This is a genomic window from Undibacterium sp. FT79W, assembly GCF_014284215.1.
Classification (GTDB): domain Bacteria; phylum Pseudomonadota; class Gammaproteobacteria; order Burkholderiales; family Burkholderiaceae_D; genus Undibacterium; species Undibacterium aquatile.
Genome location: NZ_JACOGB010000003.1, coordinates 309,403 through 324,835 on the forward strand (window position 1 = coordinate 309,403; position 15,433 = coordinate 324,835).

Here is a 15,433-nt window from a genome sequence, read left to right on the forward strand (position 1 = left end):
GCCATATCGGTTTATGGAAGAAGATAACCAAAACTGCACGCAGTTGTATGTAACTTAGTGAGTGGGTAGCTGCCATTTAAATAAAAATAGAGGGGTAATTTATGAAGTTGAATCGACTGGCGATTGCATTATCCGGCGTTGGCTTGCTGACACTTGCGCAGCAAGGCTTTGCACAAGAAGCCGTGAAAAAGGAAGAAGATAAAAAACAAGAGGTACAAAAAGTCATCGTGACTGGTTCTTCAATCAAGCGCGTGAATTATGAGACTGCGTCGCCAGTACAGGTCATTACTCGCGAAGAAATGACTCGTGGAGGTGCAACCTCGCTGACCGAAGTCTTGCGCAATGTGTCGTCCAATCTGGGTGGTGTTGATGAAAACCGCACTGGCGGCTTTACCGCTGGTGCATCGGGTCTGAATTTACGTGGCATCGGCAGTCAGGCAACATTGGTGCTGATCAATGGTCGCCGCCTGGCTCCTTACGCGCAACCTGAATATCAAACTACTTTTGTCGATTTGAATTCAGTTCCAGTTGGCGCAGTTGAACGTATCGAAATTTTGAAAGATGGCGCTTCTGCAATTTACGGTTCAGAAGCGATCGCCGGTGTGGTCAATATCATTTTGCGCAACAGCTTTGAAGGTGCTGAGATTTCGTCCTCTTACGCACAATCACAAAGAAATGATGGTGAACAAACGCGTGTCACTGGTAGCTACGGTTTCGGTAATCTGGCTGAAGATAAATATAACGTCTATGCAACTTTGGACGTTCGCCAACGCAAACCAACGCTAATCAAAAACCGTGATGGTTACATGTCAACTCAGGATTTGCGTGCCTGGGGCTATGCAGACGGTCGCACACTGTACACCTATCCTGGCAATATTTATTGGACTGATAAAGCGACAAATTTATTCGTGGTGCGTCCATTGGGAGGTAACTGCCGTCCAGATCGTTTAGTTCCGGCATCGAACTTATTCGGCGCCGGCACTCAGGGACAGGCTTGTGTGCACGATGATTTCCAGGACTCAACATATAACTCCAGTGCAAAATCTGATCGTATTGGCATAACCAGCAAAGGTACATGGCAAATCAATGCTGATACGACTGCATTTGCTGAAGTGATGATCAATCAAACTAAAGCCAATCTGCAAGGTGTGCCGCATTGGTTCGCGGGTCAGAATGGTCAGATTACTGGCGCTTTACCTATCACACATCCACAATATCCTAAGGATTTGATTGATCCGGTTACTGGCAAAACCTTAGCTGGTGGTAATGGCACCGTGCGTGTACGGGCATCGTTAACTGACTTACCTGGCCAGGGTTTAGACAATACTGTAACTTTTGGTCGTTATCTCGCTGGTTTGAAAGGTACATTCAAGGACTGGGACTGGGAATCTGCGATGATGTACAACTCCAGTAAAGTTGAATCACGCGCAACTTCTGGCCTGTTAGCTACCCCCTTGGTTGATGCTTATAAAAAAGGTCAGCTCATTTTTGGTCAGATTGGCAGCAATTCAGCATTGGTCAACTCACTGATGGCTCCATCTTACGATCAGTTCAAGTCTGAAATGATGTTGTGGGATGCTAAAGTATCTGGTGAATTATTCCAATTGCCTGCAGGCGCGGTAACTGCAGCGTTTGGCGCTGAATTGCGTCGTGAAACTCTGGATATCAATCCTGATCCATTATCGGTTGAGGGTGAACTCTATCATCGTGCGCAATCGCAACCCGGATACAAACGTTCGCGTGATATCAAATCGGCATACGCAGAATTGGCTATTCCGGTTTTCAAAACGGTTGAAGCCTCGATGGCAGTACGTCATGACCGCTATTCCGACTACGGTAGTTCAACAACACCAAAAGTTGGTTTGAAATGGAATGTGACACCGCAGTTCCTGGTTCGTGGTACTTATGCATCGGGTTTCCGTGCCCCGACCTTGGTTGAAAACTCCAGCTCCAATCAAAATGCGTTCCTCAGCTACCAAGATCCTGCACGTTGTAACGATAAATTCAAAGGTGGCTGCCAATGGAACAGCGCTTATATCAGCGGTTCTAACCCTGACCTGAAACCAGAAACGGCAAAAAGCTATACCCTAGGGGTCGTCTGGGAGCCAAGCAACTGGTTCAATATGTCTCTGGACTATTGGAGAATCAAACGTGACGACGAAATCAGTACCTTTGACGTAAAAACCGTATTGTCGAATCCAGCACGCTATGCGGGGAACCCTGCTGTTGCTATCACTCGCGCTGCCTTGACCGATGCGGACAGAACTGCCGGAGCAACAGCTGGAGAAATTACTCTACTCAAAATGTTACTGACTAACGTCGCAACAACACAAGTGAGTGGTATTGACCTTGATATTAAGACCAATTTCAACCTCGGTGAGTATGGAAAAATCAAACCACAAATGACGATGACTTACAACCAGTCGTACAAATCAGCTCCTTCACCAGAAGCTGATTTGATTGAGTACGCTGGCAGTCGTGGTCAACCTCGTGTAATTGCAAACATTGGTCTGGGATGGGAAAAAGCTGCATGGAAAGCATCGATTGATACTGATTACATCGGTCACTTCTCCGCAATTGGCGACTTCACTCAGCCTTGCGAATTCAAAACTCAAGGCTATGAAGCTTTATGCCGCGATATTCCTTCATTCACGACGATGAATCTGGGTGGTAGCTATTCTGGTTTGTACAAAAACCTGAAGCTCAGCTTCGCGATCCGCAATGTATTTGATCGCATGCCTCCTTTTGCACCTAGTCCAAGTAGCGCACAGAACCTGGCGGTACACCCTTTGCATGATCGCATGGGTCGTTACTTCCAATTAACTGTTGACTACAAATTTAAGTAATCGCACACAGACTGAATGCCGGAATCTCAGGGTTCCGGCATTTTTTATTTCATTGCCAATAATGAAATAAAAAAATTACTAGAAAGAGGACAAAGATCATGAGAAAACAGATAAGTTTGGCATTAATTTCTGCCACTATTGCTGCACTTGGCGGAGTTTGTTTTCCTGCGTACGCAGATAAGTCGATTCCGGTCGCAGATTTTTTTAAGAAACCACAATATGGCGGTGCTCCAATACTGTCCCCTGACGGTAAAAACATCGCTGTGTTAACCCCGCGCAATGGGCGTTTTGTACTTGCCGTGATTAATTTGGAGAGTCGTCAATCAAAAGTGATTGCCTCTGATCCGGATTGGGATATTGGCAGACCCTTCTGGGTTAATAATTCACGTTTGGCATTTAGTGTCACGCGTGGTAGCGATGTCGTCATGGAAGATCAGGATGGTGGCGGCTTGTTCGCAGTAAATATTGACGGCACAAACTTCCGTAAATTGTTGATGACAATTAAGGAAGCAAAAACTGGTCAAAAAGCCTACAAGCCATTTAGTGTGGTCAAACGAGTCAGTAATGAAAGCAATGATTTAATCGTTGTAAATAACGAGCGTGGTAACGATGCTGCTTTGGGCGCCAGCGATTTGTTCCGCTTAGACACAACAACGGGGCGCACTAAATTATTGACCTTTGACAACCCTGGCAAAGTGGGTTCTTGGGTAGTGGATCATGATTTAGTGGTACGGATTGCATCCTCAAATAGCGTAGACCCAGATAATAAGCGGATTAAACAAACCGTTTACTATCGCGATGGAGAAGGTCAGCCTTGGAAGCAAATTTACCAGGCTTATCATGACGAGGGAAATACCATTAATCCTCTTACATTTGATTTCGACAATAAAACTCTATTAGTCGCCGGACGTTTTAATGGGCAGGACAAAGAAGCGATTTACACTTGGGATTTTGCAAAACAGACTGCGGGTGAAATGATCGCAGATCATCCGGTGGCTGACTTGAATGACGTCATCGTTGACGAGAAACGCAAAAAGATCGTCGGTACTCTGGCGGAAGGTATGACGGCCGAAATGATTTACTTCGACGAAGACTATGCCAAAATCGACGCTACTTTAAAGGCCAGTTTCCCAGGACAAAAAGTGAATTTTTCTTGGTCAGGCAACAATATTGTTGTCTTTGTTTCAGGCGATCAAAATGTCGGTAAAGTGTATCTCTACGATATCTCGAAGAAAAGTCTTGAGCCAATTTATAGTCTGAAACCTGAGCTAGAAGGTAAAAAACTCTCTGCGCAGCAAGTCATCAATTACACCGCACGTGATGGTTTAAATATTCCCGCCTATCTGACTTTGCCAGAGGGAGTGCCAGCGAAAAATCTACCGTTAGTGGCATATGTACACGGCGGACCACATGCCCGAGACTCTCAAGGTTTTGATCCGCTGTTGCAATTGATGGCGTCACGCGGTTACGCGGTGTTGCAACCGCAATTCCGTATGTCTACTGGCTTTGGCTGGAAACATCACACTGCAGGTTGGAAGCAATGGGGCCTGGCGATGCAGGATGATGTTTCGGATGGCGTACAACATTTGATCAAGCAAGGCATCGTCGATAAAAATCGGGTTTGCATTATTGGTGCCAGTTATGGTGGCTACGCTACGATGTATGGTTTGATTAAAGACCCTGATCAATATAAATGCGGAATTAACTGGGTTGGGGTGACTGATGTAAAAATGCTGTTTACCGTAACCTGGTCAGATATGAAGGGTCCCGTGATGGACAATATCGGCGCTAAAATGCACGGTGATCCTAAAACGGATGGTGAGTACTTCAAAAAAGTTTCGGCAATCGACAATGCGCATAAAATCAAAGCTCCCGTGTTGATGGCTTACGGTAGCGAAGATATACGTGTGCCTCTGATACACGGTGAAAAAATGCGGGATAAACTGAAAGCTCAGGGTAATGAAGTCGAATGGATGGTGTTCACTGGCGAGGGTCACGGTTGGGCCAAAGAAAGCAACCGTATCCTATGGGGTGAAACAGTGGTTCGCTTCCTCGATAAATATATAGGTAAGAATCCTTAAGCTGTAAACCTAAATTAGTCGGGTTGATGTTTGATTACGCTGTGTTCAAAGGTATTGTTTACTAAAGATGACGAGTCCACTAACAAGGTGTCCGTTGACTTGTGGACTCATCTACATTTACAGATCATTGCATCAATATGAATCAACTCGTTCCCGCGACGAGCGGTTAGCCTTTCAGAACGCTATTCGCACAATTAAGTACAACGTGTTTTGCGTCAATTTTACTTCAGTTAATCGCTTCGTACATATTCGAAATACAACTCGAATGGTGGTATGCGCATTCCCTGATATCGACGTCCAGACGCGTGTAACGACTAATTAGAATTAGCGTCGCCGCTACCCGATCCGCCATCGCCTTATGCCCGACATCGAATCTGTTTCTGGGCAGCGGCTTATTTGGTTTTCAGCGAGCCGAAGCCCAAAACGTCCCGCTGTCGCTGGCGACCGACGTCGGCGGCGGCACCTCGTTTTCTATGCTGCAAACGATGAACGCCGCGTACAAAGTGGCCCGTATGGGCGGCACCTATCTGCCTGCAACAAGGATGTTTTATCTCCCCACCTTAGGCGGCGCACGTAGCATGCAACTGGAAGGCGGCATAGGCAACTTTGTCACCAACGCCGAAGCTGATTTCATCGTGCTCGATCCACAGGCAACGCCACTGCTGGAACGCCGCACCGCCCGCTGCAATTCATTGGAAGTATTGCTGTTTGCATTGGCGTTATTGGGAGATGACCGCAGTATTGCGGCGACTTATGCGGCGGGTAAACGGGTACATTAATTAGAGCGCGATTTGCTTTGGTTTTTAACGTATATAACTTCAGCAACGCGTTAACGTCGACGAGAATATTTTGCGTTACGACTACGGCTAGTCGCAATAGCAAAAAGGCTGACGCGTTGCATCAGCCTTTTTTATTACTCATGAATAAACCATGCAGCAGAGAGCTAACTCTGCCGCAAAAGTTATTTATTTAAAGCGATAGTTTGCTGTTACATAAACAAAACGGCCACGTGGATCGTATTGAGTAACATCATAACCAGCTTGGAACTGATTTGTTACAGCAGTACCAATGATGCCTGGTTGTTTATCAAACAGATTTTTCACACCTACACCCAGCACCAGATTTTTGAAACCTTTGTAACTGACATTAGCATCAAAAATAGATTCACTGGCAAGGAAGACACGATTGTCATTTAAATCGTGACCAACTTCATATCCAGTTCTGTAGTTCTGGATCAAAGTTGTCGCCCAAGGCCCCATTGTCCAGGTACCAGCCAGTTGGTGCTTCCAGCGTAATACGACACCACCATTTTGAGCACCAATAACTGGAGCACCAGTACCGTCAACCAACGTGCCAACCTTGTGAGAAATATCTCCGCCAGGGCTAGTTTGGTCGAATTTGTCCATGTAAGTGCCGTTCAAAGCCACTTCTACACGACCGAAGCTAAATGTATCGCGCCAGTTAGCGAAAACATCAACACCTTGCACACTAGCATCGCCAGTATTAGACAACACTGATCTGATCAAAGAAACATCGTTACCTTGTAAAGTTACTAAGCTTGCGTAAGCTTTATCACCATTACGGAAACGCGATACGATTTCTTGTGCAGATGGAGTGGCCAGGATATCTTTAATTTTTACATTAAACACGTCAAAGCCGACACTGATGTTATTCGTTGGTTGCAACACCATACCAAACGAATATTGATCAGATTTCTCTGGCTTCAGATTCGGATTACCACCACTGACTTGGTTGACTTGCAACCCAGTTTGATTTGTCGCCGGATCGTTAAACGCTTCAGATGTTCCCAATGTTTGTGGCGTCCACAGATCAACTAACGTCGGAGCACGGAAACCTGTACCTACTGATGCACGCAGCACCACTTCCTTAACTGGCTGCCAGCGGATATTTGCTTTGTATGTAGTTGAAGCACCAACATCGTTATAACGGTCATTACGGACAGATGCAGTGGCTTCCAGTGTTTTCAATACAGGAACAATTACTTCGCCAAAAACAGAATTGACGGTACGGCTACGATCAAGCGGCACTTGCTGACCACCTAAACCAGCAATATCGCCACTTTGATACGCTGCACTTGGCGCAGTTACATAGCTTTCACGACGAGACTGAACACCTGCAGCGTACAGCGTTTGTACATCACCGAGTTTAATCAGATCACCGGAAATTTTTGCATCCAACGAATTACTTTTCGAAGTTGCATCGAAAAAGTCGCCAGTAAATTTAGATGTTTGAATCTTGTCTGCTAATGCACCGGTTTGCACACCACCTGGAGCCCATGGATTCCAATTATTTGCAGGATCATTGATGATCTTCGCATAAGCAACTTGTGAGAAATAACCAGTTGTTACAGCACTGGTTAATTTTGACTCGTTGCTTGAAAATGCCACTTCATAATCCTGATTAGCGAAGGTACCTTTTGTACCAATAACCAGACGGGATTGTTTTGCCGTATCCACATTCTGACGTGGGCCAAAATCAAACACGCGAGATGTGATAGACAGCGGATTACCGTTAAGTAACGAGCCAAAGCCTTTACTTCTCAAATAAGGTGCCGCAATCGTTTGATATGCAGGATTACTTGGGTACAAAAGCAACGCAGGCACTACATTATTTTTTGCAAACAGACCGTCTGTCTCAAAAAAACTTGCACGTGCGGGGGACGGTTGATAAGTCTGTGTCACTTTGCTTTGCGAGTACAAGGCATCCGCAAACAATTGCATGTCAGAGTTAACTTTATATGTAAAGTTACCAGTGAAATTGGCTAATTCACGATCAGGAATCAGGCCAACATCTGGCGCACCTTTGGCGGAATTAGGGAGCAAACCCATCTTAATAGAACCGCAGTTATTTGCTGCTGCGAGCGGGTTACCATAACCGCTACCACCTGAGCTGAAGCCTTTATCTGCACCAACACCTGGTGTCCAGCTACCTTGAATATTACCTAAACCAGTTGCCGTACCATTGAAGTATGGCAGCACTGTTGAAGTGGATGCATATGAACGATCACGTCCAAACAATGTTTTATCTTTTTCATAAGAACCAGACAAAACAGCACTGTACCCATCGGACTCCAAATTACCGAAACCTGCCGTAATGGAGGCCTTTTGCGACTGACCACCGCCGCTCGCAGAAGGTGAACCGTAACCTGCAGTGACGTCAACACCAGTTGCCTTCTTAGACAAAATAAAGTTAACAACACCTGCAACCGCATCACTACCATAAACGCCTGAAGCACCGTCCTTCAGCACTTCAACGTGGTCGATAGCTGCCAAAGGAATAACATTGACATTGACAGTAGAACCGTCACTACCCGCAAATGACGCTAAACGGCGTCCGTTAACCAGAACCAAAGTACGAGCAGATCCGAGACCGCGCAAGGAAATGGAAGACAAACCACCGGTAGATGTGCCGGCACCTGTCGCATTTACAGTTGCACCAGCAGTGGACAGTGCCGAGATTGAACCCAGCAACTCTTGCGTACTAGTCGCACCCGAACGGTCAATTTCAGCCTTGGTAATGATTTGTACAGGCAACGCTGTTTCAGCGTCAACCCGTTTAATCGAGGAGCCTGTAATTTCTACGCGTTGTGCTTCTTGCGCCATTGCCAGACCAGGCAATGCTGCAACACCAAACGCCATCGTCAACGCATGGGCAACCAGCGTTTTTTTAAAAACTATATTTTTTGACATGTGAGTTCCTAAGTATCCAATTAAACAATAAGCAACAAGAAACGATGAAAAACCCCGTTCTCTGTTGCTTGTTATTTTTGTGTATGTTTTACGATTAAAAATGAATCAATCCTGCTGCAATACACAATGTCCAACACCCCGTTAAATATTTTTTGCAGATTTTTACACGTTGTTATAGCTTTTGTTCTATGTAAATAAGCCCATTCATACGAACCTATTTATGTAAATAATTCTGTCAAAAAAATATTATTCGTCATAGAAACATCTGGGTACTCTTAGTGTCAATCTGGTTTTTTTTTGCCTTCGCAAAAAAACAACATCGATTTTTCAATAAAAAAACGTCCCTCAGAGACTCGCGCTTTTTTTGTGCAAAGCAATATAAATTGTTTGATCAATTGTCGTTTTTTGTTCAATCTGCATTTTATTTATCAAATCATCGCAAATAGCCGAAGAATGCCCGCCGGGAGCTAAAAAATAGCAAATAGATTTACTTATATTTACTTCTGGGAAAGACTGCTTTTATGACGATGAAAGATCTCGGGAAGAGATAATTTGACTGATTCGCACTATTTTGTGGCAAAAAAATATTTTTGCACCATTTTATGGAAATTTTGCAATTCAAACTGAGTAGACATATTTTTAGGAATGTTGCAGCACCGACCTCGTATAAATCAGCATGCAAGCAACGAGGTAAAAGCAATTGCTTATTCAAGACCAGCGCTTACGCGGCATGAATGTTTTACGTATCTGTTGGCGTGATAGACTTATTTCGCGCTAAGCAACAAACAAAAAAGCCCTCGTAAAAACGAGGGCTTTTTTATTACTACACTTGGTCACAGCACTTATCGTGCAAGTGACGCAGCATGTGTTTATTTCGCTGAAGCATCCGCCTCTGCTGCCGCTTTGACTTCCGGCTCTTTAAATTTGGCGCCACCTGCATTTGCCAGATGCACCACAGCGCGGGCAACTTCGACGTCGTCCAGATCAGGATTGCCGCCTTTGGCTGGCATTGCGCGCAAACCGCCAAGCGCGTGCGTTAACACTGTATCGTAGCCCTGAGCAATACGTGGCGCCCAGGCTGCAGCATCGGCAAATTTTGGCGCACCAGCCGCACCGGAGTCATGACATGCGGAGCAAACCATTTTATAGACGGCTTCGCCTGACTGTAATTGTTTAGGGCCAGTGTTGTCTTGGAATGTAAAACCCTGATCAGCAACCGGGTGAATACGTGCGGCAATCGCTTCCGGCGTTTGCGCAGATGAACCAGCGCCAACTTTTTTATCATTGGCTACATATTGAACCAATAAAACAATAGCGATAATGGGGACCAGAAATCCGGCGAGAATCGCAACGATAAGTTGCTTTGGTGTCTTAATCGCTGATTCGTGTTCGTCGTGCGCGTCGCTCATGGTGTCCTCGTTGCAAATGAAATGGTCGTTCCGGTTGCCCGCCAGCGACTGAAAGTGGCTGGTATCAAAGTTTTTGATTATAGAGCGAAAGATAAGGGTTTGGAACGAAAAGCGGTGTTTCTCTGATCAGTATCAGCGAATCTGCTGATCATCTGCGACAAAAAGCGCGAAGTGATTTACAAGAAACGATGGAAATTAGGTTAAAATGCTGGCCTTGCAACATCCTCACCGCGCCAGTAGCTCAGTTGGATAGAGTACAGCCCTCCGAAGGCTGGGGTCGCACGTTCGATTCGTGTCTGGCGCACCACACTTCCTTTCATTCATTCTCCGGCATTAGCTAGTTGAAGGCTTCGCCTCACAAAACACTGAAACGTGTTGATCGCCGCTGCTCTTCCCGGCTGAACGCATCTGCTGTCTGCGATACCGATAGCTGGTCGGAACATATGTTCCAAACGCAAATCACCTACCTCGTTGTTGCCAAGCGTCAACATTTCACCTCTGATTTGTCTATCCGTGATATCCGTAAAGAGATAGATAATAGATGTCACGCCAGAGAAACATTTCGTTCTTAGTATCTGACTGCTTCGCATCATTCGCATGATTTAAATGCTTTTAATGTGAGTAAAATTAACTTCGTGATAAATGCTGCAATATGCTGATGTTTTTTGCAAAGCGCACGGAGTTGCCTGACAGACTCAAACTCAGAGAACGTATCCAATGACTTTATCCCGTACCCGCATCGCACAAGCCGTGGCATTACTGTGTAGCCTGAATGCATTGTTGATCCCGCACGCACAAGCGCAAAATAATCTGACTACGCCGTCCGCGACCGGCAATGAAGAAGCTGGGGCTCAGGCAGTGATCGTCACGGGCACACGCGGCAGCAATCGTACCCAGTTTGACACCATGGCGCCGGTCGATGTGTTTAACCGGGAAGATATCCGCTCCGTCGATTCATCTGATCTGAATAATGTGCTGGCACAACTGGTGCCATCGTATGTGGTGCAGCGTCTGCCGATGGCAGATGGTCAGGTCTTCGTGCGACCCGCTACCTTGCGCGGCTTATCACCTGACCAGACGCTGGTACTAATCAATGGCAAACGCTTCCATCGCAGCGCGCTGCTCGGTTCACGCGGTGCGCAGGCGGCAGATCTGGCGCAGATTCCTGTCAGCGCAATCAAACGCATAGAAGTTCTGCGCGATGGCGCGTCTGCACAATATGGCTCGGATGCGATTGCCGGTGTGATCAACATCATTCTTGACGATACGCCGGGTACGGAATTCTCGGTTCGCCATTCGCAATATTCTGAAGGCGATGGCAAGAGCAATGAAGTGAATCTGAAAACGGGCTTCACATTCGGCGACGCTGGAAAAGCGACGATCTTCGGCGCGCTGGCCAAGTCTGATCCGACCTCACGCACGCGCCAGCGAGCCGATGCGATTGCGTTTCAGGCGGCGCATCCGGAACTGAATGTGCCGAATCCAGTACAACGCTGGGGTCAGCCTGAATTAGAAAGCAAGCGCATCGGTTTCAACGCCAGCATGAACCTCAGCGACACAATCGCGCTGTACAGCTATGGCTTATATAGCAGCGGCGACGGCACCTCTGATTTCAACTGGCGTAACCCAGACACAAGCACTGGTGCGTACAAAACCAGCAGCGTGTTCCCCGGCTGGGATTTACGTCGTTTGTACCCTGTCGGTTTCAGCCCCAGCTATTCCAATGAGCAGGATGATGTGCAGTTCGTCGCTGGCCTACGCGGGCAGGCGAGCGAGCGCATGAATTGGGATGTCAGCGCCTCCTATGGCCGCAACCGCATCGACTATAAACTGGCGAATTCTATTAATGCGTCGATGGGGCCAACCAGCCCGACGGCGTTTTACCTCGGACGTTTGTCGCAGGAAGAAAAAATTCTGAATGCGAACGTCAACTACGAGTTACCAGTTGCATCAATGGCGCAACCGCTCAATATTGCGTTTGGTACCGAAGTCAGAAATGAAACCTATGGCGTCAAAGCAGGTGAGGTCGCCTCATATACGGTCGGCCCCGGCGCTGCGATCGGGCTGGATGCTAATTCTAACGGCGCACCGGGCTTCAGTGACAGGCAGGCCGGTAGCTGGGGACAGGATAGTTATGCCGCCTACCTTGACATCGAAGCGCCGGTCAGCAAAGCGCTGAATCTCGGTGCCGCCGTGCGTTATGAACATTTTTCGGAATTCGGTAACACCGTCAACGGCAAGCTGTCGGCGCGCTATGCATTGAATCCGGATACGGCCTTGCGCGGTTCGTACTCCACCGGCTTCCGCGCTCCAACGCCGGGACAATCAAATACCAACAGCACCGGTCAGGGTCTGGATACAAAAACACTCTTGCTGTTCACCAGCGGACGTCTGGCGAATAATGATCCGCTCGCGATTCTGCTCGGCGCACAGCCATTGAAACCCGAAAAATCACAAAATCTGTCGCTCGGTCTGACATGGAAAAATGCGCTGGGCTTTTCCGGTTCTGTCGATGTGTACAACATTAAAGTGACAGACCGTTTCAGCACCTCAGCTTCATTTGCAGTACCAGCAGGCATCGCGAATCCGCTGCGTTACACCTCGGTCAGTTATTTCACCAATGACTTCGACACCACGACGCGCGGTATTGATATCGTCGGCAGTCATCTGAGCAAGCTGGGTAACGGCAAACTGAATCTGACACTGGCATATAACTACAACACAACCACGGTTGACAGCGGCCAATCCAGCGTCGCCACCAATGCGGCACAGCGCAAGGTGTTCGAAGAACGTCTGCCACGCCAGAAAGCGACGATCAGCGGTAACTATGAAAGCGGCAACTGGGATGCACTGGCACGCGTTCGCTATTACGGCGCCTGGACCGACAATTCCGGCAATGCGACCGGCGATATTTTCCAGCGCTTTGGCGGCATTCAGTTTCTCGATATCGCCCTCAGTTACAAGCTCAGTCAGAAGCAATCGATACGCGCCGGTATCGATAATCTGCTGAATAAATACCCCGATGAAGCCAGCTTTCAGGCCAGCCGTGGTCTGATTTACTCACGTAACGCACCGTATGACACGGACGGCCGCAGCCTCTACGTTGAATACAAGGTGAAATTTTGAGTGGTAACAGTATGAAAAACAACGACAAAGTCGATGCCAAGCGCCGTCATTTATTATGCTCAGGAGCACTGTTGGGAACGCTGCCGCTGGCATCCGGTAGCGCAGGTGCGGCAAGCCAGCCATCAACAGCATCACAAGCTTCACCAGTCATACCGGTCGCCCCTGTTGGCGCAACGCCGGCGACGCTGGCGCGTGATAACGCTTACTGGAATGCGGTCGCAGCACAATACGACATCACGGATGATGTCATCCTGCTCGACAATGCTTACTGGGGTTCGATGTCGAAGTCTGTGCTGGCCGATTATCAACAGCAATTGGCGATGGTCAACCGTGGTAACGCCTGGTACGGGCGCGTGCGCTTTCCTGCCGAGTTCGAGACTGCCCGCAAACGCACCGCCGACGCACTCGGCGTTCACCAAGATGAAATCGTATTTACGCGCGGCGCAACCGAAGCCTTGCAAGTGCTGATCGCGGGTTACCAACGCCTGACAGCGGGTGACAGCGTGCTGTATGCCGATATCGATTACGACAATATGATCACCACCATGCGCTGGTTAAAGCAACGCCGTGGCGTCAACGTTGTGGCGATCAGTATGCCGGAACCATTCAGTTACGATGCCGTGGTCGCCGCCTATGTCGCAGCGATGGATCAGCATCCGCGCCTGAAATTAATTCTGCTCACGCATGTCAATCACCGCAACGGCATGGTCTTACCCGTCGCCCACATTGCCCGGCTGGCGCGCGAACGCGGTATCGATGTGATCGTCGATACCGCCCACGGCTTTGGACAACTCGACATGCGCATTCCGGATCTGCAGGCGGATTTCGTTGGCATTAATCTGCACAAATGGATAGGCGCGCCGGTCGGTGTCGGCGCGGTGTATATCAAGCGTGGGCGCGTGCGCGATATTGCCCCTTATCTGGGTGAACCTGATGGCGACGACATCAGCACACGCGTGCACACCGGCACACTGAATTTTGCGGCTTACCTGAGCCTGCCGAAAGCGCTTGATCTGCACGCCGCGATCGGCGTGGAGAACAAACAGGCGCGGTTACAGTATTTGCGCAATCGCTGGATCGAAGGCGCGCGCCAGATCAAGGGCGTAGCTGTGCTGGCCTCGTCCGATACGCGGCTGAGCAGCGCCATCAGCGCATTCCGTCTGACGGGAAAAACCAGGGCGGAAGACACCACGGGATTAGCAACACAGCTCGCCTTGCAACACGGCATTTTTACGGTTCCCCGCAACGGCCTGGTATCTGGCAGCTGCATCAGAGTCACACCCGGAATTTTCACTCCCGAATCACATATTGATGCCCTGCTCGCAGCGATGCAAAAAGTGGCCGCAGCTTAATGCATGTCATCGTATTTCACCGGACGAAATACGATGTGACGCAATGTGATATGACTATGTGAATAAAAGCCGCCAACGATGGCCTGATACTCACCTTCGCACATATCCAACTGTTAAAATTCCGGCATGCCTCGCTTTGCTTTTTCTTTGTTATCTGGTTGTTTGTTGTGCTGCGCATGCAGTCTGGCACCCGCAACCGTCTGCGCCAGTCAGTTATCGGTGGTCACCGAGAGTTTGCCACCGCTGAATTTCGAAGAGCATGGCAGCGTCACCGGCTATTCCACCGAAATTGTGCAGGCGGTTTTGCAAGAAGCAAAGCTGGCAGCCCCGATAGAACTGATACCCTGGGCACGCGCGTATCAACGGGCGCTGCAACAACCGAATACCCTGATTTATTCCATGACCCGCACGCCCGAGCGTGATGCGCAGTTTGAGTGGATAGGCGTGCTCAGCAACCGCCAGATTTATCTCTATAAATTGAAGTCCCGCACCGACATACAGATAAAAACACTGAGCGATGCTGGTGCTTATAAAACCGGGCTGGTACGGGAAATGGCGTCAGCGAAAGAGTTCATGCGTAAAGGACAGTTTCCCGACTACGTGGTCGACTACGCACCGACTGACGAATCCAACATGAAAAAATTTCTGATGGGCCGCGTTGATCTGGCCATTTTTCAGAACTGGAGCGCGGCGTTTTTAATGAAGTCGCAGAACCGTACGATGGATGAAATCGAACCCTTGCTCCTACTCGATGGCAGCAGCAATTATTATCTGGCGATGAGCAAAAACAGCGACCCGGCGCTGGTGAAAAAGATACGCAAAGCTTTTGAAAAGGTGCAGCAATCCGGCTTATTCGACAAGCTGCGGCTCAAATATCTGCGCTGATATCTAAGCTGATACGTCTAAGCT

General features: G+C 48.2%; 7 protein-coding genes, 1 tRNA gene and 1 pseudogene. 7 read left to right on the forward strand and 2 right to left on the reverse strand.

The window, feature by feature from the left end:
* The first annotated feature begins 101 nt into the window (after window positions 1-101).
* From H8K38_RS06820 to H8K38_RS06830, 3 genes and pseudogenes are all read left to right on the forward strand, one after another.
* On the forward strand, window positions 102-2,846 hold the full coding sequence (locus tag H8K38_RS06820) for a TonB-dependent siderophore receptor (protein WP_186884041.1): 2,745 nt from the start codon (window positions 102-104) through the stop codon (window positions 2,844-2,846).
* A 98-nt stretch (window positions 2,847-2,944) separates the two neighbouring features.
* A complete protein-coding gene (locus H8K38_RS06825; RefSeq protein WP_186884042.1) occupies window positions 2,945-4,927 on the forward strand; it encodes a S9 family peptidase in 1,983 nt (660 codons plus the stop codon).
* Window positions 4,928-5,259: 332 nt separating this feature from the next.
* Window positions 5,260-5,706 (forward strand): annotated as a pseudogene (locus tag H8K38_RS06830) (amidohydrolase family protein); the annotation flags it as partial.
* A 186-nt stretch (window positions 5,707-5,892) separates the two neighbouring features.
* Here H8K38_RS06830 and H8K38_RS06835 read toward each other — a convergent pair.
* Together H8K38_RS06835 and H8K38_RS06840 are read right to left on the reverse strand one after the other, a co-directional pair.
* Window positions 5,893-8,637, reverse strand: coding sequence for a TonB-dependent receptor (locus H8K38_RS06835; protein ID WP_186884043.1), 2,745 nt, complete (start codon window positions 8,635-8,637; stop codon window positions 5,893-5,895).
* 869 nt (window positions 8,638-9,506) lie between these two features.
* Window positions 9,507-10,046, reverse strand: coding sequence for a cytochrome c5 family protein (locus H8K38_RS06840; protein ID WP_186884044.1), 540 nt, complete (start codon window positions 10,044-10,046; stop codon window positions 9,507-9,509).
* A 230-nt stretch (window positions 10,047-10,276) separates the two neighbouring features.
* Here H8K38_RS06840 and H8K38_RS06845 point away from each other — a divergent pair.
* From H8K38_RS06845 to H8K38_RS06860, 4 genes are all read left to right on the forward strand, one after another.
* A tRNA-Arg gene (locus tag H8K38_RS06845) sits at window positions 10,277-10,353 on the forward strand.
* Window positions 10,354-10,763: 410 nt separating this feature from the next.
* Window positions 10,764-13,172, forward strand: coding sequence for a TonB-dependent siderophore receptor (locus H8K38_RS06850; protein WP_186884045.1), 2,409 nt, complete (start codon window positions 10,764-10,766; stop codon window positions 13,170-13,172).
* 11 nt (window positions 13,173-13,183) lie between these two features.
* Window positions 13,184-14,524: an aminotransferase class V-fold PLP-dependent enzyme gene (locus tag H8K38_RS06855; protein ID WP_186884046.1), complete on the forward strand. Its 1,341-nt coding sequence runs from the start codon at window positions 13,184-13,186 to the stop codon at window positions 14,522-14,524.
* A gap of 126 nt (window positions 14,525-14,650) precedes the next feature.
* On the forward strand, window positions 14,651-15,409 hold the full coding sequence (locus tag H8K38_RS06860; RefSeq protein ID WP_186884047.1) for an ABC transporter substrate-binding protein: 759 nt from the start codon (window positions 14,651-14,653) through the stop codon (window positions 15,407-15,409).
* Window positions 15,410-15,433: the final 24 nt, after the last annotated feature.